General features: G+C 34.1%; 18 protein-coding genes. 10 read left to right on the top strand and 8 right to left on the bottom strand.

Features of this window, described 5'->3' with window-relative positions:
* Window positions 1–19 precede the first annotated feature (19 nt).
* From LJY17_RS15795 to LJY17_RS15760, 8 genes are all read left to right on the top strand, one after another.
* Window positions 20–571, top strand: a complete 552-nt coding sequence (locus LJY17_RS15795) for a phage tail protein (RefSeq protein ID WP_264544756.1) — start codon at window positions 20–22, stop codon at window positions 569–571.
* Window positions 572–611: 40 nt separating this feature from the next.
* Window positions 612–1,163 (top strand): phage tail protein, encoded by a 552-nt coding sequence (locus LJY17_RS15790; protein ID WP_264544755.1) that lies wholly within the window; start codon window positions 612–614, stop codon window positions 1,161–1,163.
* Between the two features lie 39 nt (window positions 1,164–1,202).
* Window positions 1,203–1,754 carry a phage tail protein gene (locus LJY17_RS15785; RefSeq protein ID WP_264544754.1) on the top strand — a complete coding sequence of 184 codons (552 nt, stop codon included), beginning with the start codon at window positions 1,203–1,205 and terminating at the stop codon, window positions 1,752–1,754.
* A 38-nt stretch (window positions 1,755–1,792) separates the two neighbouring features.
* A complete protein-coding gene (locus tag LJY17_RS15780; RefSeq protein ID WP_264544753.1) occupies window positions 1,793–2,944 on the top strand; it encodes an ABC transporter substrate-binding protein in 1,152 nt (383 codons plus the stop codon).
* A 1-nt stretch (window position 2,945) separates the two neighbouring features.
* Window positions 2,946–3,881, top strand: a complete 936-nt coding sequence (locus LJY17_RS15775) for a methionyl-tRNA formyltransferase (RefSeq protein ID WP_264544752.1) — start codon at window positions 2,946–2,948, stop codon at window positions 3,879–3,881.
* A 43-nt stretch (window positions 3,882–3,924) separates the two neighbouring features.
* Window positions 3,925–5,811: a T9SS type A sorting domain-containing protein gene (locus LJY17_RS15770; RefSeq protein WP_264544751.1), complete on the top strand. Its 1,887-nt coding sequence runs from the start codon at window positions 3,925–3,927 to the stop codon at window positions 5,809–5,811.
* Between the two features lie 93 nt (window positions 5,812–5,904).
* A complete protein-coding gene (locus tag LJY17_RS15765; protein ID WP_264544750.1) occupies window positions 5,905–6,417 on the top strand; it encodes a hypothetical protein in 513 nt (170 codons plus the stop codon).
* Between the two features lie 32 nt (window positions 6,418–6,449).
* The gene (locus tag LJY17_RS15760) at window positions 6,450–10,922 is read left to right on the top strand and encodes a beta strand repeat-containing protein (RefSeq protein ID WP_264544749.1); all 4,473 of its coding nucleotides are present in this window, start codon (window positions 6,450–6,452) and stop codon (window positions 10,920–10,922) included.
* A 45-nt stretch (window positions 10,923–10,967) separates the two neighbouring features.
* Here the strand turns inward: LJY17_RS15760 and LJY17_RS15755 are convergent, their stop codons facing one another.
* From LJY17_RS15755 to tgt, 7 genes are all read right to left on the bottom strand, one after another.
* On the bottom strand, window positions 10,968–12,908 hold the full coding sequence (locus LJY17_RS15755) for a tetratricopeptide repeat protein (protein WP_264544748.1): 1,941 nt from the start codon (window positions 12,906–12,908) through the stop codon (window positions 10,968–10,970).
* Window positions 12,909–12,951: 43 nt separating this feature from the next.
* Complete coding sequence (locus LJY17_RS15750) at window positions 12,952–13,671, bottom strand: glycosyltransferase family 2 protein (RefSeq protein ID WP_264544747.1); 720 nt, start codon at window positions 13,669–13,671, stop codon at window positions 12,952–12,954.
* A gap of 180 nt (window positions 13,672–13,851) precedes the next feature.
* Window positions 13,852–15,402, bottom strand: a complete 1,551-nt coding sequence (gene dnaB / locus LJY17_RS15745) for a replicative DNA helicase (RefSeq protein ID WP_264544746.1) — start codon at window positions 15,400–15,402, stop codon at window positions 13,852–13,854.
* 140 nt (window positions 15,403–15,542) lie between these two features.
* On the bottom strand, window positions 15,543–16,496 hold the full coding sequence (locus tag LJY17_RS15740; protein WP_264544745.1) for an acetyl-CoA carboxylase carboxyltransferase subunit alpha: 954 nt from the start codon (window positions 16,494–16,496) through the stop codon (window positions 15,543–15,545).
* Between the two features lie 118 nt (window positions 16,497–16,614).
* A complete protein-coding gene (locus LJY17_RS15735) occupies window positions 16,615–17,493 on the bottom strand; it encodes a DMT family transporter (protein WP_264544744.1) in 879 nt (292 codons plus the stop codon).
* Window positions 17,480–18,586: an LptF/LptG family permease gene (locus LJY17_RS15730; protein ID WP_264544858.1), complete on the bottom strand. Its 1,107-nt coding sequence runs from the start codon at window positions 18,584–18,586 to the stop codon at window positions 17,480–17,482. Before LJY17_RS15730 ends, LJY17_RS15735 begins: the two co-directional genes overlap by 14 nt.
* Complete coding sequence (gene tgt / locus LJY17_RS15725) at window positions 18,586–19,716, bottom strand: tRNA guanosine(34) transglycosylase Tgt (protein ID WP_264544743.1); 1,131 nt, start codon at window positions 19,714–19,716, stop codon at window positions 18,586–18,588. Before tgt ends, LJY17_RS15730 begins: the two co-directional genes overlap by 1 nt.
* 241 nt (window positions 19,717–19,957) lie before the next feature.
* Here tgt and LJY17_RS15720 point away from each other — a divergent pair, with 241 nt between their 5' ends.
* Both LJY17_RS15720 and LJY17_RS15715 read left to right on the top strand, forming a co-directional pair.
* Entirely contained in the window at window positions 19,958–20,803 is an 846-nt protein-coding gene (locus LJY17_RS15720; protein ID WP_264544742.1) for a transketolase, read from the top strand.
* 4 nt (window positions 20,804–20,807) lie between these two features.
* Window positions 20,808–21,761, top strand: coding sequence for a transketolase family protein (locus LJY17_RS15715; RefSeq protein WP_264544741.1), 954 nt, complete (start codon window positions 20,808–20,810; stop codon window positions 21,759–21,761).
* A 61-nt stretch (window positions 21,762–21,822) separates the two neighbouring features.
* Here LJY17_RS15715 and LJY17_RS15710 read toward each other — a convergent pair whose 3' ends face one another.
* A complete protein-coding gene (locus tag LJY17_RS15710; RefSeq protein WP_264544740.1) occupies window positions 21,823–22,860 on the bottom strand; it encodes an FKBP-type peptidyl-prolyl cis-trans isomerase in 1,038 nt (345 codons plus the stop codon).
* Window positions 22,861–22,898: the final 38 nt, after the last annotated feature.

Raw genomic sequence — 22,898 nt, 5'->3', positions numbered from 1 at the left:
ACACTAATTGAAAAATTGTATGTCAACAGAACCTTTTATTGGAGAAATAAAAATTTTCGCATTTGATTTCGCACCAAGATACCATGCCAATTGTGCTGGTCAAATAATGAGTATCGCTCAAAATACAGCCCTTTTTTCTTTATTGGGAACAACTTATGGTGGAAACGGCCAAACAACTTTTGCTTTACCAGATTTAAGAGGACGAATGGCTATAGGACAAGGAACTGGACCTGGTCTTCCTAATTATACTATGGGACAAATGAGTGGAAGTACAAATGTAACTTTGCTAACCTCTAATATGCCTATTCATAATCACGCTGCAACTGGAATTAATGTTAGAATACCTGTAACTTCAATAAATGAAGATTCATCTGCAACAAATAATTACATTGGTAATGCGGTAAGTGATACTTTTGGATCTGTGGCATCTCCAACAAATTCATTAGGTGCTCCAGAAATTTCAGGATCAACTGCTTTAGCAGGAGGTAGTCAACCTTTTTCTATCTTAAATCCATACATAACAATTAATTACTCTATTGCACTTCAAGGAATTTTCCCATCAAGAAATTAATTAAAAAGCATATATTTGTATAACAATCAAATTTAAAACTATGTCTACAGAACCTTTTATCGGGGAAATCAAAATTTTTGGTTTCAATTTCGCGCCTGTTAGTTATGCGCTTTGTCAAGGTCAAATTGTGAGTATTGCACAAAACACAGCCCTTTTTTCTTTACTTGGAACAATGTATGGTGGAAACGGACAAACAACTTTTGCTCTTCCGGATTTAAGAGGTCGTATGCCAATTGGTCAAGGACAAGGTCCAGGATTACCTTTTTATAACATGGGAGAAGTAGCTGGAACAACAAATGTAACATTACTATCTACTAATATGCCCATCCATAATCACGCTGCAACAGGCATCAACGTTAGAATACCAGTAACTTCTGCAAGTGAAGATTCATCAGCAACTAACAATTACATTGGTAATGCAGTAAATGATACTTTTGGATCTGCTCCATCTACCACGAATTCGTTAGGAGCACCTGTGGTTTCTGGATCAACTGCTTTAGCAGGAGGTAGTCAACCTTTTTCAATTTTGAATCCTTATTTAGCAATCAATTATTCTATTGCAACACAAGGAATCTTCCCATCAAGAAATTAGTAAAGTACACAAATAATAATCAAACTAAATTTAAAAACTATGTCTACGGAACCTTTCATTGGGGAAATCAAAATTTTTGGTTTTAATTTTGCACCTCAAAGCTACATGACTTGTCAAGGTCAAATTTTATCTATTGCACAAAACACAGCACTTTTCTCTTTACTAGGAACTACTTACGGAGGAAATGGTCAAACAACTTTTGCATTACCTAACTTACAAGGACGTGTACCTATTGGACAAGGTACTGGCCCTGGGTTACCAACTTACACTATGGGACAAGTTGGAGGCACACCAACTACAACATTAATATCTAGCAATATGCCAATACACAATCACGCTGCTACGGGTATTAATGTAAGAATACCTGTTACTTCTGCAAGTGAAGATTCTTCCGCTACCAACAATTACATTGGTAATGCAGTAAACGACACTTTTGGACCTGTAGCTTCACCTACAAATTCATTAGGTGCTCCAGTAGTTTCAGGATCTACAGCTATGGCTGGTGGAAGTCAACCATTTTCGATAATGAACCCATACTTAGCAATAAATTATTCGATTGCTGTTTTTGGAATTTTTCCTTCACGCAACTAAAACTAATGACAATTTCACTATTGTCAAGAATTTTATAAATGAAAAAAATTGGACTTTTATTACCTAAATCCACATACTATTCAACGATTGGATTTGACCTATTTGAAGGGCTCAAATCCAATTTAAAAAAAATAGGGGTAGAGGATTTTAAAATTGTAACTGAAAATATAGGATTTGGTGCAGATAAGCAACAATGCTATAGATCTGCAGAAAAATTATTATTGGACGAAAATGCAGATTTGGTTATAGCTTACATAGGACACAGAATGGCGGAACTATTACGTCCTTTATTCTTGGCAACAAATAAAATTTTAATTGTTCTCGATGCTGGTGCTAATATGCCACAAGAATGGTCTGTCTGTCCAAATATAATTTATCATTCGCTACACAACTCATTAGGGGCATATTTGTCATCAAAATTAGCAGTAAGAAAAGGCTATAAAACAGGTGGAATGATAACTGGCTATTATGATGGTGGTTATCTACAAACCTATAGTTTATCTAAAAGTTTTGAAAATGAAGGTGGTAAAATTTGTTTCAATCACGCAACGGGATACAAAGAAGATGATTTTACTATGGAACCATTAACTGGTTATTTGGATTCTTATCCTGATTCTGCTTTTTTATCATTATTTAGTGGCGATTATGTGCAATGGTATTTTCAAAAAATAAAAGACTTATTTAATGAAACAAATATCCCTATTTTTTTAACTCCATTTGGTTTTGAAGAAACAATGTTGAAAAATGTAATTTGCCCAAGTAACAATATTCACGGGATTGCTGCATGGTCAAAAAATATTAAGAACCCTGAAAACAAATCATTTATAGAAGAAATAGAATCGGCAGGTAAAATACCAAACATATTTACCTTGTTAGGATGGGAAAGTGCTGAGTTAGTAAAAGAAATACTATCTCTTTTAGAAACCAATACTAATAATGTATCGAAAGTCATAAATGGATTGAATGAATTTCAATTTAAAAGTCCAAGAGGATTAATAACATTTTATTCCAAATACAATCAGACTATAGCCCCTTTATATGAAGCTTCAATTTTACCTGATGACAATGGAAATTGTTCTGTAAAAATAAATTCAATAATAGAAAATACTAACCAACATTTTGATGATTTATATAATCAAGAATTAGAAGGTGTTACTTCTGCTTGGTATAATAGTTACGTTTGTATTTAAAATGGAAAACAAAAAGAAAATAGTAATATTATGTGGCGGGAAGTTCGCTTTCAAAGCATTGCAGTTATTAGCATTTGAGAAATTCCTTTGTGGGATTGCAATTGGTAAAGGTAATAAATCTGTAACTGAAGCATTAGAAAACGAAGCTACAAATAGCGGATTAGCTTTTAAATCTTTTCCAACTAAAAAATCTATTTCTGCTATGCGAGAATGGATAGACGAAATACGACCGGATTATATTTTCTCAATTTCATTTCCTTATTTAATACCAGAATCTGTTTTATCCTATGGAGATGACAGATTTATTAATTTTCATCCAGGTCCATTACCAAGGTATAGAGGGCCAATGCCCATTTTTGAAGTTTTAAGAAATCAAGAAGAACAAACTGCTATTTGTGCCCATTTTATGAATAGCAATTTTGATGAAGGCAACGTTATTTTTAATGATCCAATTGTAATCAAACAAAATGAAACATACGGTAGTTTAACTGTCAAAATAAGCAACAGAATGTCTCAAGTAGTTCTTAATGTTGCAAACATGTTAGAATACGGATCCAAAATACCCAATTTTGTTCAGGACGAAGACGATTCTTGTTATTACGAAAAGCCAGAACTGTCTGACACATTCATTAACTGGAAAAACATGAATGCACAGGAGATTATTGCTTTAATTAACGCTTGTAATCCTTGGAATACTGGGGCAGATGCCACTTTACTTGGTGAACAAATAAAAATCATTTCAGCAGTTTTAATAGATGAACATCATGATAATCTGCAAGTTGGCAGTATTATATCATTATCCGATGAAGGCTTCTTAAAAATTGCTTGTTCTGATAATGAAATAATTGGAATAAATATTTTAAGTACTGATGAAGGAATTATGACTTCTAAGGAATATTCTAATTTAAAAAAAATAAACCAATACGTATTAAACTAAAAACATTAAAAATAAACATTCTATAAACTAAAAATTTAATAAAATGAAGATCAAAATTACTTTATCAATCATCTTACTTGTGTTTGGTATTTTTACTGGACAAGCACAGGTTTTTTGGAGTGATACATTTGAAGATGCAGGAGCTCCGTCAAGTGGCACAAGAACTCCAGGAAACAATACTGGAACAGACACTCCTTATACCTCTTATTTTGCGAGAACCAACAATTCAGGAATAAATGTTGTAACTTCACTAAGTGGAGGTTATTTATCTGGCGAAGGATCAAAGTTTTGGGCTGGAGAAAATCATGATGAAATCACTGGAGCAATTGTTGCAGGCACTGAAGAGCAACAAATTACTTGGAGTACAATCAGTATTAGTGGTAGATCAAATTTGTATTTTAATGGACTTTTTGCTGCAAATAACACAACCGCAGCTTTTGAAAACTCTGCTTTTGGATCAAGCCACAATGATTACATAATCGTTGAATACAGTATTGATGGAGGAGCTTATTTACCGCTTTTGAAATTTTATGCGAATAATGGAATTAACAGTGGCACAAATAACAAATCATTGTCATTAGATACTAATGGAGATAATATAGGTGATGGTACAATTCTTACTTCAACTTTTCAATCTTTTGAAAAACAAATCCCAGGATCTGGTTTGATTTTAACACTTAGAATCAGAAGCTATATGAATGGTGGAAGTGAAGAATGGGCCATAGATAATTTTAAAATTCAAGAAGGACCAGTATGTGTTAATCCAATAGTATATAATGTCACAGGTGGAGGAACTGGTTCATCGGTTTCAGTTGGTTTATCAAATTCAGAAGTTGGAGTTACTTATCAATTAAAAAATGGAGCATCTAATGTAGGATCACCTGTGGCAGGAACTGGGTCAGCAATTTCTTTTGGTAATCAAACAACATCAGGAACTTATACTGTAATTGGCACTAGAAACGTTGGTTTATGTACTTCTACAATGAATGGTAATGCTGTTGTAAATTATGTTCCTGTTGCAACTCCTTCCTTTTGGAATGATACTTTTGAAGACACAGGAGCACCATCTAACGGTGTAAGAACGGCTGAAAATAATTCAGGTTTTGGTTCTCCTTTATCATCATATTTCATTAGAACAAATAATTCTAACATTAGCCTTGTATCATCACTTAGTGGTGGATACCAATTAGGAGAAGGAGCGAAATTTTGGGCTGGTGAAAATCATGATGACATTTCGGGAGCACCATTAGCAGGAACAGAAGAACAACAAATTGACTGGACAGGAATTAACATTAGTGGTAAAACTGGTCTTCATTTTAAAGGACTATTTGCAGCAAACAACACATCAGCTGCTTTTGAGACACAAGCTTTAGGAGACACACATAGCGATTATATAATTGTTGAATATAGAATTGACGGAGGTGCTTACAGCCCACTTCTAAGATTTTATGGAAACAACGATATTGGTTCAGGCACAAACAATAGATCTTTAGCCTTAGATACTAATTCAGACAATATTGGGGATGGAACTATACTTTCAACTAATTTTCAACAGTTTGAAAATTCAATCCTAGGAACAGGAACTACATTGGATTTAAGAATCAGATCACATTCTAATTCAAGTAATGAAGAATGGGCAATGGATAATTTAAGGTTACTAGACAGTACATTAAGTAATGAAGGTTTTATTTTAAACAAATCATTTGTATTGTATCCAAATCCTAATAATGGTAGTGTGATTAATATAAAATCAGATTTTGATGGTGATTTTCAAGTAATAAATCAATTAGGACAAATGGTTAATACTTTCAAAATAAACTCTAATACTATAAACAGTATTAATCTTAATTCACTATCGGATGGTATTTACTTTATAAAAGGAACTGATGGTTCAAAAGTAATTACTCAAAAAATGATTATTAAAAAATAATTTTTCTGCAACCAATTAAAAGGGAAACTTTTCAATGATAACTTCCAATTTATCATTGAAAAGTATTCTCATAAAAAATCAAATCTAAAAATTATGAAAAGAAGATTGTTCGTAAAAAACGCAAGTATAGTTTCAATGGGTATTTTAGCAGTTTCAGGAACAAATGTACTAGCTAATAACACTCAAATAGAAAAAAGTACAGTAATAGATTTATTACCTCTTAGAAAGATTTCTAAAAAAATTGTTCTGAAAGGATCAATTCTAGATGCGACTACCTTAAAACCGATTGAAAATTGTAAAATGTCTGTTAAAGCTAAAGTGAATAGACTTTTAAACTCGACCCAAGATATATTCACAGCTAATGGGGATTATACTATCCTATCTGGTTTTACCACTGAAGGCAAGGTCAGTAAAAAAATTAAGGTAGAAATTACTGCAACAGGATACAAACCTTATACTGGATACATCTATTTATCTGCAGGTGGTTGCCATTTACATAGTAATGAATGGAATTACAATAAAAATTTTGACCATAATAATTGTCCTAAAAATGAACATTCGGAAAATGAAATATCATCTTTTTTCGATTTTAGATTAGTCAAATAAATATTTCAAATATAAACTAAATACTAAATAAAATGAAACAAAAAATTACACTACTTTTTATGGTGTTACTCTTTGGTCTTTTTAATGGTAATGCCCAAACTCAGTTTTGGAGCGATACTTTTGAAGATGCCGGAGCACCATCAAGCGGGACCAGAACCCCCGAGAACAATACTGGATTTGGTTTTCCCTATACAGCATATTTTGTTAGGACTAATAATGCCTCAATTAATATTGTAACAACTCCTACTGGTGGATATTCAAGTGTAGAAGGTTCTAAATTTTGGGCTGGTGAGGATCATGATGGAATGACTGGAACAACAATTGTTGGAACTGAAGAACAAGAAATCAATTGGACTGGAATTAATATTAATGGCAAAAGCGGTCTTATTTTTAGAGGTCTTTTTGCAGCAAATAACACTACAGCTGCATTTGAAAACACTGCATTTGGTTTTTCACATAATGATTACGTAATTGTCGAATATAGAGTTGATGGCGGGGCATATCAACCTTTGTTAAGATTTTTCGCAAATAATGGAACTACCAGTGGAACAGACAATAAATCATTAGCTATAGACACTAATAACGACAGTATTGGAGATAGTACTATTCTTAATTCAACTTTTCAAAATCTTGAAGTACCTATACCTTCAACAGGAACAACTTTAGATTTAAGAATTAGAGCTTTTATGAACGCCGCTAGTGAAGAGTGGGCTATCGATAATTTTAGATTATTAGAAACTCCTGTATGTGTTGCGCCAACAATTACTGCACAACCAAGTAACAGAAGTATTTGCAATAATGCAAATACAACCTTTGCAGTAACTGCAACAGGAGCAACTGGTTATCAATGGCAGGTGAATACTGGAAGTGGATTTACTGATATCGCTAATGGAGGTGTTTATTCAAATGCAACAACAAACACTTTAACGATAACTGGAGCTACTTCTGGCATGAATGGTTATTTGTATAGATGTATTACTTATAACGGAACTATTACTTGTTTTACAAATTCAAGTCAAGCAACCTTAACAATATCCAATATTAATACCTCAACAGCTTCACAAACCAATGTCGCTTGTAATGGAGGAAATACAGGTTCGGCTACAATTATACCTACAGGAGGAATTGCACCTTACACTTATTCTTGGTCACCTTCTGGCGGGACTGGATCAACAGCTTCAGGATTGAGTGCTGGAAGCTATACAGTAACAGTAACAGACAATATTGGTTGTACTGCAACAAGAAATTATACTATAACCCAACCTCCTGCTTTAACATTAAATCCTAATTCTCAAACTAATATAGCTTGTAATGGAGGATCAAATGGTGCTGCCTCAGTAAATGCTGCTACAGGTGGAGCTGGTGGATATACCTACAACTGGACTCCAGGAAATCCAACTGGAGACGGAACAACTTCGGTTACTGGACTAACAGCAGGTACTTGGACATGTACTGTAACTGATGCTAACGGATGTACTGCTACTAGAAACTTTACAATTACACAACCTCCTGCCCTTTCTCTTACAGCTGCTTCTCAAACTAATATAGCTTGTAATGGAGGATCAAATGGTGCTGCCTCAGTAAATACTGCTACAGGTGGAGCTGGTGGATATACCTACAACTGGACTCCAGGAAATCCAACTGGAGACGGAACAACTTCGGTAACTGGCCTAACAGCAGGTACTTGGACATGTACTGTAACTGATGCTAACGGATGTACCGCTACTAGAAACTTTACAATTACACAACCAGCTTCTGCGGTAAGCGGAACAACTGTAGTAACAAATGTTGCTTGCTTTGGTGGTAACACAGGAGCAATTAACCTGACTCCAACTGGTGGTGTAGGACCATATACTTTTAACTGGGTGGGTGGCCCAACTACCGAAGATAGAACTTCACTTGCTGCTGGAACATATTCGGTAACTATCACTGATGCTAATGGTTGTACTGGAACTGTAAATGCAACTGTTACACAACCAGCTTCTGCGGTAAGCGGAACAACTGTAGTAACAAATGTTGCTTGCTTTGGTGGTAACACAGGAGCAATTAACCTGACTCCAACTGGTGGTGTAGGACCATATACTTTTAACTGGGTGGGTGGCCCAACTACCGAAGATAGAACTTCACTTGCTGCTGGAACATATTCGGTAACTATCACTGATGCTAATGGTTGTACTGGAACTGTAAATGCAACTGTTACACAACCAGCTTCTGCGGTAAGCGGAACAACTGTAGTAACAAATGTTGCTTGCTTTGGTGGTAACACAGGAGCAATTAACCTGACTCCAACTGGTGGTGTAGGACCATATACTTTTAACTGGGTGGGTGGCCCAACTACCGAAGATAGAACTTCACTTGTTGCTGGAACATATTCGGTAACTATCACTGATGCTAATGGTTGTACTGGAACTGTAAATGCAACTGTTACACAACCAGCTTCTGCGGTAAGCGGAACAACTGTAGTAACAAATGTTGCTTGCTTTGGTGGTAACACAGGAGCAATTAACCTGACTCCAACTGGTGGTGTAGGACCATATACTTTTAACTGGGTGGGTGGCCCAACTACCGAAGATAGAACTTCACTTGCTGCTGGAACATATTCGGTAACTATCACTGATGCTAATGGTTGTACTGGAACTGTAAATGCAACTGTTACACAACCAACTTCTGCGGTAAGCGGAACAACTGTAGTAACAAATGTTGCTTGCTTTGGTGGTAACACAGGAGCAATTAACCTGACTCCAACTGGTGGTGTAGGACCATATACTTTTAACTGGGTGGGTGGCCCAACTACCGAAGATAGAACTTCACTTGCTGCTGGAACATATTCGGTAACTATCACTGATGCTAATGGTTGTACTGGAACTGTAAATGCAACTGTTACACAACCAACTTCTGCGGTAAGCGGAACAACTGTAGTAACAAATGTTGCTTGCTTTGGTGGTAACACAGGAGCAATTAACCTGACTCCAACTGGTGGTGTAGGACCATATACTTTTAACTGGGTGGGTGGCCCAACTACCGAAGATAGAACTTCACTTGCTGCTGGAACATATTCGGTAACTATCACTGATGCTAATGGTTGTACTGGAACTGTAAATGCAACTGTTACACAACCAGCTTCTGCGGTAAGCGGAACAACTGTAGTAACAAACGTGGCTTGTAATGGTGGTAACACAGGAGCAATCAACCTGACTCCAACTGGTGGTGTAGGACCATATACTTTTAACTGGGTGGGTGGCCCAACTACCGAAGATAGAACTTCACTTGCTGCTGGAACATATTCGGTAACTATCACTGATGCTAATGGTTGTACTGGAACTGTAAATGCAACTGTTACACAACCAGCTTCTGCGGTAAGCGGAACAACTGTAGTAACAAACGTGGCTTGTAATGGTGGTAACACAGGAGCAATCAACCTGACTCCAACTGGTGGTGTAGGACCATATACTTTTAACTGGGTGGGTGGCCCAACTACCGAAGATAGAACTTCACTTGCTGCTGGAACTTACTCTGTTACAATTACTGATGCTAATGGATGTACCGGAACTGTTTCTGGAATTACTGTAAATCAACCAACCGCATTAATTGCATCAGCTTCAGCGCAAACCAATGTATCTTGTAATGGTGGTGCAAACGGATCTGCTACAGTAAGTGCTTCAGGTGGAACTGCTGGATATACTTATTCTTGGGCTCCAACTGGCGGAACTGGCGCTACAGCTTCAGGACTTACAGCAGGAACTTACACTGTTACGGTTACAGATGCTAATGGCTGTACAGATACTCAAAGTTTTACAATAATACAACCAACTGCATTAATTGCATCAGCTTCAGCGCAAACCAATGTATCTTGTAATGGTGGTGCAAACGGATCTGCTACAGTAAGTGCTTCAGGTGGAACTGCTGGGTATACTTATTCTTGGGCTCCAACTGGCGGAACTAGTACAACTGCTTCTGGACTTGTAGCAGGAACTTATACTGTTACGGTTACCGATGCGAATGGTTGTACAGATACTCAAAGTTTCACAATTACTGAACCATCAGCTATTGATTCAAACGTAACTCAAGCTGCTGGTGTATTGACTGCAACTCAAACTGGAGCTACTTATCAATGGTACAGTTGTCCTAATACAAGTTTAACAGGTGAAACAAATCAAACTTATACTCCTACTGTAGTTGGAGATTATAAAGTTGACATTACTGTTGGTGGTTGTACTGTGACTTCAAATTGTATTACAGTAACTACTCTTGGCATTAATGAATTTGATTTATTCTCTAAATTCAAAATGTATCCTAATCCAACGAATGGAAATCTTAATATTGAGACTGAAACAGATGGTGATTTTGTAATTATAAATCAAATAGGTCAAATTGTAGAACGTTTTAGTGCAAAAGCTAATACTAAAACTACCATCAATATTGAAAGACTAAGTGAAGGGACCTACTTTGTAAAAGGTGGTAAAGGAACAAATATTCCAACAAAAAAATTAGTTATAAAAAAGTAACTAATAAATAACCAAACAAATAATTATAGGCCGTATTAATACGGCCTATTTTTTTATATAAAGTTCATAGTAATAATTTGCTTTAACATAATCTCCAGTGTCTCTGTATACCATGAATAAGCAATTAAGAGCTTGTTTTTGATCAGGATTTAATGCATAAGCTTTTTCAAAGGCTTTAATAGCCTCTTTGAAATGAATTGATATAGCCAATGCATTACCATAATTTAACCACATTTGAGCATGATTAGGTTGTTTCTTAAGTCCTTCTTCAAAAACAGTCATCGCTTCATTGTATCTTTTCAAATTAAAAAGAGCAGAACCATAAAAGTTATATGTATTTGAATCATCTGATTTACTTAAAATACTTTTCTTGTAATAGGTAACAGCTTTTTCAAATTCACCCTTCATAAAATATATGTCTGCCATATTTCTAAAAAGCGTTCCGTCATTTGGATCAATTTCCATCGCCTTACTAGTACAACTATAGGCATTATCATAATCTTTCAATCTATAATAACAAACACCTAGATTCGTCAATGTACCCTTATCATTTGGATCAATACGCAAAGCTCTTTTATAATACTCAATAATGCTAGGCAACTGTGATTGCTGCTCGGAAATATCTTCTGGTAATTGTGAAAAAAAAGTAGTTGCGTAATTAAAGTTAACTCGTGCACTATTTGGAGCGTGATTTATATCTGAAGTTAAAAGAGTAAAATTAGATTTCCAGTCTTTATTTCTTTGGAAAGAATTAATGAAAAAAGCCAAAAAGAGTAATCCAAAAGCAAAAATTATTCTACTATTATTCGAGTCTTTTTGCATCTTCTTAAAACTATGGAAAACAATAAAAACGGAAGTAATACAGATTCCTAAAACTGGTGTATATAGCAACCTATCCCCCATTGTTGTTCCGATCAACGTTATGATATTTGTAGCTAAAGTGATGGTTATAAAAAAGAAAATAATTGCAAATGAAATAACAGAACATTTCTTTCTATAATAAAAAGCAATTCCTAGTAATAGTAGTATTAAAAATATACTCCCAAAAAAAGACAATGATAAAAATTCAGCACAGGGAATTTGGTTAAAGGAATAATCATAACTCATATTCACAGGAAAAAAAGCATTACAGATGTAACGTCCTAAAATTGTAAAACCTGTTGCTATTTGTGTCAATTTATCCCCACAAGCTACTAAAGAATTATCCAAATAAGTATATTGTATTCTTTTGTATGGAGATGTATTTATTATAAACTGATGACAAATTAACCAACAAATAGTAACAACAACATGAGGCAAAACACTTTTTACTACTTGTTGGGTATTCTTGAATTCGTTCCATGAAAGGAAAGCCAAAATTGGAAGAAACAAAATGCCTGCTTCTTTAGAAAGTAAGCAAAAAAGGAAGAAAATAACCGATGTAATTTTCCAATACATTCCTTTTCTACAGAATGAACTGTAGACAGACAACAGGAAAAAAAGCAAGCACAAAATTTCATCTCTACTTTTAATGTTAGCAACAACTTCAGTATGTATTGGGTGAACTGCAAAAAGGATCACGATGATAAATGAAATCCAATACGAATAGTTTTTAAAAAAATGTCTTAGTATTATGAACAACAATATATTATTCAAAACATACAATACAACATTGCTAAAATGATGAATAAAAGGAGAATTGGGCATCAATTGCCATTCAATTGCAAAAAAGATTAAAGACATTGGTCTATATAAACCACTATTTGAATTCCAATATCCCTGCCAATAAAAAGTAGTTAAAATATCTTTGATTCCCAAAATACCATTTTTTACAAATTTATTTTGCTCAATAACAGCTATATCATCTAAAACAAAGCCATGAGCCAAAGTATTTGCATACAAAGCAAAGGAAACAATTCCAACAGCCCATAACATCCATGAATATGATTTTTGTGTTTCTTTTCCCTCAGAAATTATTTTTGAATTTGTTTGCTTTTTGTTAGCCATATCATTTTATTTTAAGACAAGATAATTTATAAAAATAATGGGATTACAATTTTAGAAAACCATATTTAATAATGCAAAATATTGCTCGAAATCCATCTTTCCAAGTGATTTTTTTATCTTCTTTGTATGTTCTCCCATAGTAAGATATACCCACTTCATAAATTCGGATATTCGGAATTCTTGCGATTTTTGCAGTCACTTCCGGTTCAAATCCAAACCGTTTTTCTTTTAATTGTATAGATTTCAAAACATCTGCGGTAAACATTTTATAACACGTTTCCATATCTGTTAAATTTAAATTGGTCATCATATTGGATAAAAAAGTCAAAAACTTATTCCCTACTGTATGCCAAAAAAACAAAATTCGGTGTGGTTTACTTCCCATAAATCTTGAACCATAAACAACATCGGCAAACCCATCTAAAAAAGGTTGAAGAAGTATATTATACTCTCTTGGATCGTATTCTAAATCTGCATCTTGAATAATAATATAGTCTCCACTCGCTTCACTAATTCCTTTATGAATTGAAGCCCCCTTGCCCATATTTATTACATTAGAAAAGTATTTAATATTTAGATGTTTGTTTTCTTGTAAGTAGTTTTGAATTAAAATCTCAGATGCATCTGAAGAACAATCATTAACAATAATGATTTCCTTTTCAATCTCATGTTGTAAAACAACAGATTCAATCTTTTCAAGAATTTTTAAAATTGTTTTTTCCTCATTATAGACAGGAATAATAACAGATAAAATAGCATTCATTTATTTACAAATTGAAATCATAGTAATTGTCATCTAAATTTTCACTAAAATACAATTTTAATATCTATTGATAAGGTTCTTTTTAAAACCAAAAATATTTTTAAAAATTTTATCTGTATTTGATTTTATAAAAAAAGCTGTTCTTTACGGAACAGCTTTTTATTAAAAGATTTTTATCATTTAGAATGGGACATCACTGTCATCATCGAAATTATTCAGATTACTTCCGAAAGCATCATTTGCGGAAGGTAGATTAGGCGTGATGAAAGGATTAGCTTGATCATCAAGATTCATTTTTGAAGGTAAATCACTAAATCCAGAACTAAAATCTTCCAAATTGTCAAACTTACCATACTGACCGATGAATTTAAGACGAATATTTTCTAAACCACCATTACGGTGTTTCGCAATAATAAATTCGGCTTGTCCTTGGGTAGGTGTATGTTCATCATCATCCCATTCATCAATTTTATAATATTCCGGACGGTAAATAAACGATACAATATCGGCATCTTGCTCAATTGCTCCAGATTCACGAAGGTCAGAAAGTAAAGGTCTTTTACTAGCGCCACGAGTTTCAACAGCACGCGATAACTGAGATAATGCAATAACTGGAACCTCAAGTTCTTTAGCCAAGGCTTTTAAGTTTCGGGAAATTGTTGATATTTCTTGCTCACGGTTTCCTCCACCTTTACCTCCACCACCAGCAGTCATTAACTGAAGATAATCGACAATTATAATTTTAATGTTATGCTGAGATTTTAAACGTCTTGCTTTTGCTCTTAAATCGAAAATAGAAAGTGATGGCGTATCATCAATAAACAAGGGTGCTTTTTCTAAGTCCTTTACCTTAACACTTAATTGCTCCCACTCGTGTTTTTCTAACTTCCCTGTTCTTAATTTTTCTGAAGACAAACCAGTTTCAGACGAAATTAAACGAGTAATCAACTGAACTGATGACATTTCTAGAGAGAAAACGGCAACTGCATGACTATGATCAATAGCCATATTACGGGCCATCGATAATACGAAAGCCGTTTTACCCATACCAGGACGAGCTGCAATAATAATCAAATCAGATGGTTGCCAACCCGATGTAACTTCATCAAGTTTATCGAAACCAGTTGCTATTCCGCTTAATCCTTCTTTCCCAGCAATTTCTTCAATACGCTTTTTTGCTTGAATTACTAAGCTTTGAGCAGTTTCTGAACTACGCTTAATATTTCCTTGAGTTACTTCGTACAGTTTTGATTCGGCTTTGTCTAACAAATCGAAAACATCAGTTGTTTCATCGTAAGAATCTTCAATAATTTCTGAAGAAATTTTAATCAAACTTCTTTGAATATATTTTTGAAGAATAATTCTTGAGTGGAACTCGATATGCGCCGAAGATGAAATTTTTTGAGTAAGTTGAATCAAATAAAAATCACCTCCTGACAAATCTAGTTTTCCCATCTTTTTCAATTGAGCGGAAACTGTTAATAAGTCAATTGGTTGTGAGTCATTAAATAAAGTAACAATTGCCTCAAAAATATACTTATGAGCATCTTTATAGAACGCATCAGGTTGTAGAATATCAATAACTTCATCTACCCCCTTTTTATCAATCATCATAGCTCCCAATACCGCTTCTTCTAGGTCAAGAACCTGCGGAGGGAGTTTTCCTTTTTCAAGGTTTATAATAGTAGTTTTATCTACTCTTACAGGGTTAATGTTTCGGATATTTTCCATGTTTCAAAGGTAGTCAAAAAATAAATTTTTATCCTTTTGACTTGTTAATATAAGTTGTTGAAAACAATTAGTTTTATGTTAATAACCAAAAAAAAATCCGAAACGATAAGGCTTCGGATTTTTTAACTAAAAGTAGTTAGTTATTCGTTGTACTGCCCCATTTTACTGTATTTATCCATTCTTTGGGCAATTAAATCGTTTGTTGATAAGTCTTTTAACTCATTAAATCCTTTAACAATATATTCTTTAACAAATTTAAAACCTGCTTCTTTATCACGGTGTATTCCTCCTAATGGCTCAGGAATAATATCATCTACTAAGTTATTTGCTTTCATATCCTTAGCAGTTAATTTTAAAGCCTCAGCTGCTTGCTCTTTATATTCCCAGCTTCTCCATAAAATAGAAGAGCAAGATTCTGGTGAAATTACAGAGTACCATGTATTTTCCATCATATACACTTTATCTCCAACACCTATCCCTAAAGCTCCTCCCGAAGCACCTTCACCAATAATAACTGTAATAATTGGCACTTTAAGACGAATCATTTCAAGGATATTTCTTGCAATAGCCTCACCTTGTCCTCTTTCTTCAGCTTCAAGACCTGGATAAGCTCCTGGAGTATCTACTAAAGTTAATACAGGGATATTGAATTTTTCAGCCATTTTCATTAAGCGCAATGCTTTACGGTAGCCTTCAGGGTTTGCCATACCAAAATTACGTAACTGGCGCATTTTAGTATTTATCCCTTTTTGTTGGCCAATAATCATAAATGACTGACCGTTTATTTTTCCTAAACCACCAACCATCGCTTTATCATCACGTACACCACGATCTCCAAATAATTCTAGGAAAGTATTATCTGTTAGGTTAGCGATATGCTCTAATGTATAAGGTCTGTTTGGATGTCTTGACATTTGAACACGTTGCCATGCAGTCAAGTTTGCGTATAATTGTTTCTTAGTTTCTTCTAATTTTTGAGTAAGGTTTTCACAAGTTGCAGTTACATCAACCTGAGAGTCTTCACCAATTTGTTGGCATTTTTCTAATTGTTCCTCAAGCTCTTTAATAGGTAGCTCAAAATCTAAATATTCCATAAGATTTTTGGGTTTTTATTCTCATTTGAATTAACAAAGATAAAGTTTTCGGTTGAGTTTAAAAGTAAATTTTAAAGTTTATCAACACACAGACCTTACATAGCTAAATTTCAAGCAATTACTTATTTCTATTTTTAAAAACTCCGTTTAATATTACTGTTGCTAAAATAATAAAAGCGCCTATATAAAATTGTGGGCTCATCTTCTCTTTTTCATTAAAAACAATAAGAGCTAATATGATTCCGTATATAGGTTCTAAGTTTATGGTAAGCATTACTGTGTATGGACTTAAATATTTCATAACTCCGACCGAAGCAATAAACGCATAGGCTGTACATATAGAACTAAGCACAAGCATCCAAATGAAATCATTAAGTGTTAACTGGAAAAACTCCACAGAAAAAGCTCCTTTAAACAAAATAAAGATTGAAAAGAAAATTACACCACCAAATATTTCATAAAAAGAGATTACAGTTGGATCGTATTTTTTTGCAAATTTCCCATTGATAATCGAAAAGGAAGCTGATAAAAATGCTGATGTTAACGCTAATATTATACCTTCAATATAGTTCCCTTTTACATTAAAAATTATATACAACCCAATAATTACAAACAATCCAAAAACAACTTCGTACGGAATTATCTTTCGTTTATAAAAGATTGGCTCAAGTATTGAAGTAAAAAAAGCTCCTGTTGACAAACAGGCAAGAGTGACAGATATATTTGAAACCTTTATGGCCGCAAAAAAAGTATACCAATGCATGGCTATAACCAAACCTGCCAATAAAAAAATCATTATTGTTCTTAATGGTAATTGCAATGGTATTTTCTTAAAAAGAATGTATGCATAAATAAAAACAGAAGCAAACAACATTCTGTACCAAACCAATGATAAAGCTTCAAGCGAAATTAAAGCTCCTAAAACTGCAGTAAATCCCCAAATAAAAACGATTAAATGAAGTAATAGATAGCTATTTAGATTTTTATCGTTTGGCATTTCGAAGTAAGTAAAAAGCTAAAATACCATAAATAATATTTGGAATCCAAACACCTATAAGAGGTGAAAATGAAGACTTTTCAGCTACTGTTCCAAAAATTTTATCTAAAAACACATAACTAAAAGCTAAAGCAATACCAATTGCTAGATTTACTCCCATTCCACCGCGACGTTTCATAGAAGAAACTGCCACAGCAATAATGGTTAAAATAAATGCTGAAACTGGAACACTGTACTTTCTATATTTTACAACTAAATAGGTATTAATATTTGCAGAACCGCGTTTTCTCTCCTTTTCAATAAACTTATTAAGTTCAGCCAAATTCAATGTTTCCGCTATATAAACGACTGGAGTTAAATCTTCCAAATCAAAATTAAACTTCATACTTTTAGTATTTTCAGTTTCAATTTTATCATCAAGATCACCAACAGTTCTTTTATTGTAATTCATCAATGTATAAGTACTATCTTTTGGATTCCATACTATAGAACTTGCAGTGATTTTATAAAGCATTTTCTCCTTATCAAACTTTTCATAAACAAAGTTGTATCCAGTTTTGGCTTCCTGATTGAAATTACTAGCGTAAATAAACTCAGAATCACTAATTTGACGATAAACATCACTAGTTTCCCGCATTTGATTTCGGCCATTTCCTTTTAAATACATGTACCTAAAATTATTAAAGCCCTCACTTGCTTTTGGAACCAAAAAGAATCCCATCAATAAAGCAAAAATTGAAACCATAGTAGCCCCAACAATATAAGGCCTTAAGAAACGCTGAAATGAAATCCCCGAACTTAAAATAGCAACAATCTCTGTATTATTGGCCAATTTTGAAGTAAACCAAATAATTGAAAGAAACAGAAAAATTGGAAAAAGTAAATTCGCAAAGTAGATAATGAAATCAACATAATAAGCTGCTACTTTAGGAAACGGAACCTTGTTTTCTAAAATTTTATTCACCTTTTCAGAAACGTCTACAATTATACCAATAGGAATAAACATTATCAACATGATTGAAAAGGTCATTAAATACCTTCTTAATATGTATCTATCAATAATTGTAAGTTTCGAAAATAACTGTTTGAACATTATAGACGCTGGCTCATTTGTTTGACCATTTTTTCTTTCCACTCACGGAAATCTCCTGCTAAGATATGCTTTCTGGCTTCACGAACCAACCACATGTAAAAACCAAGATTGTGAATTGTAGCAATTTGCTTTCCTAGATACTCATTAGCAGCAAAAAGGTGACGCAAATATGCTTTAGTATATTCAGTATCAACAAAAGTATGACCCATTTCATCAATTGGTGAAAAATCAGCTTCCCACTTTTTATTTTTGATATTGATAGTACCATGTGCTGTAAATAACATTCCGTTACGAGCATTTCGTGTTGGCATAACACAATCGAACATATCAATACCTAAAGCGATATTTTCTAAAATATTAATTGGCGTTCCTACTCCCATTAAATAACGAGGTTTATCTTCTGGAAGAATTGCCGTAACCACTTCGGTCATGGCATACATTTCCTCTGCAGGCTCTCCTACAGAAAGTCCTCCAATAGCATTACCTTTAGCTCCAACATTTGCAATATATTCTGCAGATTGCTCGCGTAAATCTTTATATGTGCTACCTTGAACAATAGGAAAAAGTGTTTGCTCATAACCATATTTAAAAGGTAACTTTTCTAAATGCGTAACACATCTGTCTAACCAGCGATGCGTCATGTGCATAGAACGTTTAGCATAACGATAATCACAAGGATATGGAGTACATTCGTCAAACGCCATGATAATATCGGCTCCAATGGTACGCTGAATTTCCATCACGCTTTCTGGTGAAAAGAAATGATATGAACCGTCAATATGTGATTTGAATTTAACTCCTTCTTCTTTAATTTTTCTATTAGAAGACAACGAATATACCTGATAACCTCCTGAATCTGTCAAAATATTTCTATCCCAGTTCATGAATTTATGCAATCCACCAGCTTTTTCTAAAATCTCTGTCTGAGGTCTAAGATATAAATGGTACGTATTACCCAAAATAATATCAGGATTTATTTCTTCTTTCAATTCGCGCTGATGGACTCCTTTAACAGAAGCAACAGTTCCCACAGGCATAAAAATAGGTGTTTCTATAACACCATGATCCGTAGTAACAAAACCGGCTCTCGCCTTAGTTTGAGGATCTTTTTGTACTAAATCAAATTTCATACTATCAAATATAGTTGGCAAAGATAAAATATTTAAAATTTTCGATTTAGCATTTCACGATTTATTTAACAATTAATTAGGCGAGTCCACTCCCCTGTCGTGGTCGGGCTATCCGCGCTACATGGTAGCTTGCTACTATCCCTCTCGCACACCAAGATTTTTTCAAAGTATTTTTTAAAACTTTTGCCAATGGTAAAAATATAAAGTAATTTTGGACGCTAATAATTTATACGTATTCAAAATGTCTGACATTCAACAACTAACAAATTTTACAACACAAGTAAGAAGAGACATTCTTCGCATGGTACATGCTGTAAATTCAGGTCACCCAGGAGGTTCTTTGGGTTGTGCCGAATTTTTCACCGTCTTGTACCAACACCTAATGAAAAGAAATGAAGGATTTGATATGAACGGAATTGGTGAAGATTTATTCTTCCTTTCAAACGGACATATCTCCCCAGTTTTTTATTCAGTTTTAGCACGTAGTGGCTATTTCCCAGTTGCTGAATTGGCGACTTTCAGAAAATTAAATACCCGTTTACAAGGACACCCAACCACTCACGAAGGATTACCAGGAATAAGAATGGCTTCTGGATCTTTAGGACAAGGTTTATCTGTAGCGATTGGCGCAGCTCAAGCAAAAAAACTAAACAAGGATAACCATTTGGTTTATGCACTTACTGGTGATGGTGAATTACAAGAAGGACAGAACTGGGAAGCAATCATGTATGCTTCAGCAAAAAAAGTAGACAACCTCATTGCCACAGTTGATTTAAACGGTCAACAAATTGACGGTTCTACTGACGATGTTTTGTGTATGGGTAATCTGAAAGCCAAATTTGAAGCATTTGATTGGGAAGTAATAGAAATCAAAGAAGGAAACAATATCGAAGCTATTATCGCAGGTATGACCGAAGCCAAATCAAAAACAGGTAAAGGGAAACCAGTTTGTGTGTTACTACATACCGAAATGGGAAATGGTGTAGACTTTATGATGCACACTCACGCTTGGCACGGAAAAGCACCGAGTAATGAACAATTAGAAAATGCTTTAAATCAGAATCCAGCAACTTTAGGCGATTATTAAGATTATGAAAAAATATACAAATCAAGGAAGTAAAGATACTCGTTCAGGTTTTGGAGCGGGAATGACTGAATTAGGTCAAAAAAACGAAAATGTTGTAGCATTATGCGCTGATTTAATTGGTTCATTAAAATTTGACGATTTCAAAAAAAATCACCCTGAAAGATTCTTTCAAATAGGAATTGCAGAAGCAAACATGATTGGAATTGCTGCTGGTTTAACCATTGGGGGTAAAATTCCTTTTACAGGAACTTTTGCTAACTTTTCAACAGGTCGTGTGTATGACCAAATTCGTCAATCTGTAGCATATTCAGACAAAAACGTAAAAATTTGTGCATCTCATGCTGGCTTAACTTTAGGTGAGGATGGTGCTACTCACCAAATCCTTGAAGATATTGGATTAATGAAAATGTTACCAGGAATGACAGTAATCAACACATGTGATTATAATCAAACTAAAGCTGCAACAATTGCATTAGCAGATCACCACGGACCAGCGTATTTACGTTTTGGTCGTCCAGTAGTGCCTAACTTTACTCCTGCTGATGAACCTTTTGTAATTGGAAAAGCCATTATGCTAAACGAAGGTACTGATGTGACCATTATCGCAACAGGTCACTTAGTATGGGAAGCATTAATTGCAGCCGAAGCATTAGAAGCTAAAGGAATTTCTGCCGAAGTAATCAATATCCACACTATCAAACCTCTTGATGATGAAGCTATTTTAAAATCGGTTGCAAAAACTGGTTGTGTAGTTACTGCAGAAGAGCATAACATTTTAGGTGGACTTGGAGAAAGCGTTTCGAGATTATTAGCATTAAACGCTCCTACTCCTCAAGAATTTGTAGCTGTTAATGATAGTTTTGGAGAGTCTGGAACACCAGAACAATTAATGGAGAAATACAAATTAAACAATCAAGCGATTGTTCAAGCTGTAGAAAAAGTAATAAAGAGAAAATAATTTTCAATAAAATAAAAAAAACCGCTCAATGAGCGGTTTTTTTTATTTTATACATATTCTATTATTGACAATTCTTATCTAAATATTTTCTTAGACGTGTTGATGTTATGAAATCACCTGAACAGCTAGGAATACCTTTTGTCTCATCAACATAAGGAGTTGACAAGTCATCTACAGCTGCTCCATTATAAGGATAATATCTTACTATTTTATCTGGATCAGCAGGATTCACATATGATGTTTCAACTTTAGTTAGAACATTATCACCATCATCATCTTTATCCAAATAATTTTGACGTCCATCTCCATCAGTATCATCGTCAGTATAAATTCCATTACCGTTTAAATCTTCATCTTTAGAAAGAATCCCATCTCCATCATGATCAGCAAATTTTGTCTGCATCAATTTAAAATTAAAAATCAAAGGTGCATAACTAGGAATTAAACCTCTAAAACCACTATAATACGCTAATCCTGAAGGCAAAAACATAATACCAGCTCCATAATCCTTAAAAGAAACCGTTCCGTCAGGATTATTTGAAACAAAAGTTCCACTCTTGAATTTTGTAAAAATTTCTCCCCAACCTTGTACAACACCATCCAATGGGAACCATTGAGGGCTCGCTATTTCATCAAAAGTAACAACTTTATTATTAGAATCATCATCATCATAAATTTTCCTTGCTAAAGTTCCTTTATAAGTTACAAACACCTCGTCAACTCTTGTTGGGCTTAAATTTTCACCATAATAATTTGGATCATAAGGCGAACCCGACTTTTTAGTAATATTGATATAATAAACCTTATAATCTACTCCATTGCTGTTTACCATTTTGTACTCAATAGGATATTCAGTTTGATCAGCAATAGACTGAACACCAGCAGTATTATCTACTGGTATTTCAAAGAAGGTAACATTTTGATTTGCATCCACTTCCATGTAATGCTTCTCCATAAACTTTTCAATATCTGCAATATCATAAGGATACTGCTCAGCATATGGCACCATCGGTAATGGTTCTGGAACATCCTCTTTTTTGCATTCGATAAAAACAAGACAAGACAATAATACCAAAGAAGTCTTTAAAATTCTATTCATTATTCAATAAATTTAAGTGCGCAAGATACAATTTTGAT

This window comes from Flavobacterium hankyongi, from assembly GCF_036840915.1.
Taxonomy (GTDB): Bacteria; Bacteroidota; Bacteroidia; order Flavobacteriales; family Flavobacteriaceae; genus Flavobacterium; species Flavobacterium hankyongi.
Note: the sequence above shows the minus strand (reverse complement) of the source record. Positions and strands in the feature narration are given on the sequence as shown.

Excerpts from the sequence above, each read along its gene's own strand:
- LJY17_RS15795 (WP_264544756.1), top strand. The coding sequence starts at position 20 with ATGTCAACAGAACCTTTTATTGGAGAAATAAAAATTTTCGCATTTGAT.
- LJY17_RS15760 (WP_264544749.1), top strand. The coding sequence starts at position 6,450 with ATGAAACAAAAAATTACACTACTTTTTATGGTGTTACTCTTTGGTCTT.
- LJY17_RS15790 (WP_264544755.1), top strand. The coding sequence starts at position 612 with ATGTCTACAGAACCTTTTATCGGGGAAATCAAAATTTTTGGTTTCAAT.
- LJY17_RS15765 (WP_264544750.1), top strand. The coding sequence starts at position 5,905 with ATGAAAAGAAGATTGTTCGTAAAAAACGCAAGTATAGTTTCAATGGGT.
- LJY17_RS15710 (WP_264544740.1), bottom strand. The coding sequence starts at position 22,860 with ATGAATAGAATTTTAAAGACTTCTTTGGTATTATTGTCTTGTCTTGTT.
- LJY17_RS15735 (WP_264544744.1), bottom strand. The coding sequence starts at position 17,493 with ATGCCAAACGATAAAAATCTAAATAGCTATCTATTACTTCATTTAATC.
- LJY17_RS15775 (WP_264544752.1), top strand. The coding sequence starts at position 2,946 with ATGGAAAACAAAAAGAAAATAGTAATATTATGTGGCGGGAAGTTCGCT.
- LJY17_RS15785 (WP_264544754.1), top strand. The coding sequence starts at position 1,203 with ATGTCTACGGAACCTTTCATTGGGGAAATCAAAATTTTTGGTTTTAAT.
- LJY17_RS15770 (WP_264544751.1), top strand. The coding sequence starts at position 3,925 with ATGAAGATCAAAATTACTTTATCAATCATCTTACTTGTGTTTGGTATT.
- LJY17_RS15780 (WP_264544753.1), top strand. The coding sequence starts at position 1,793 with ATGAAAAAAATTGGACTTTTATTACCTAAATCCACATACTATTCAACG.
- LJY17_RS15750 (WP_264544747.1), bottom strand. The coding sequence starts at position 13,671 with ATGAATGCTATTTTATCTGTTATTATTCCTGTCTATAATGAGGAAAAA.
- dnaB (WP_264544746.1), bottom strand. The coding sequence starts at position 15,402 with ATGGAAAATATCCGAAACATTAACCCTGTAAGAGTAGATAAAACTACT.
- tgt (WP_264544743.1), bottom strand. The coding sequence starts at position 19,716 with ATGAAATTTGATTTAGTACAAAAAGATCCTCAAACTAAGGCGAGAGCC.
- LJY17_RS15740 (WP_264544745.1), bottom strand. The coding sequence starts at position 16,496 with ATGGAATATTTAGATTTTGAGCTACCTATTAAAGAGCTTGAGGAACAA.
- LJY17_RS15720 (WP_264544742.1), top strand. The coding sequence starts at position 19,958 with ATGTCTGACATTCAACAACTAACAAATTTTACAACACAAGTAAGAAGA.
- LJY17_RS15715 (WP_264544741.1), top strand. The coding sequence starts at position 20,808 with ATGAAAAAATATACAAATCAAGGAAGTAAAGATACTCGTTCAGGTTTT.
- LJY17_RS15730 (WP_264544858.1), bottom strand. The coding sequence starts at position 18,586 with ATGTTCAAACAGTTATTTTCGAAACTTACAATTATTGATAGATACATA.
- LJY17_RS15755 (WP_264544748.1), bottom strand. The coding sequence starts at position 12,908 with ATGGCTAACAAAAAGCAAACAAATTCAAAAATAATTTCTGAGGGAAAA.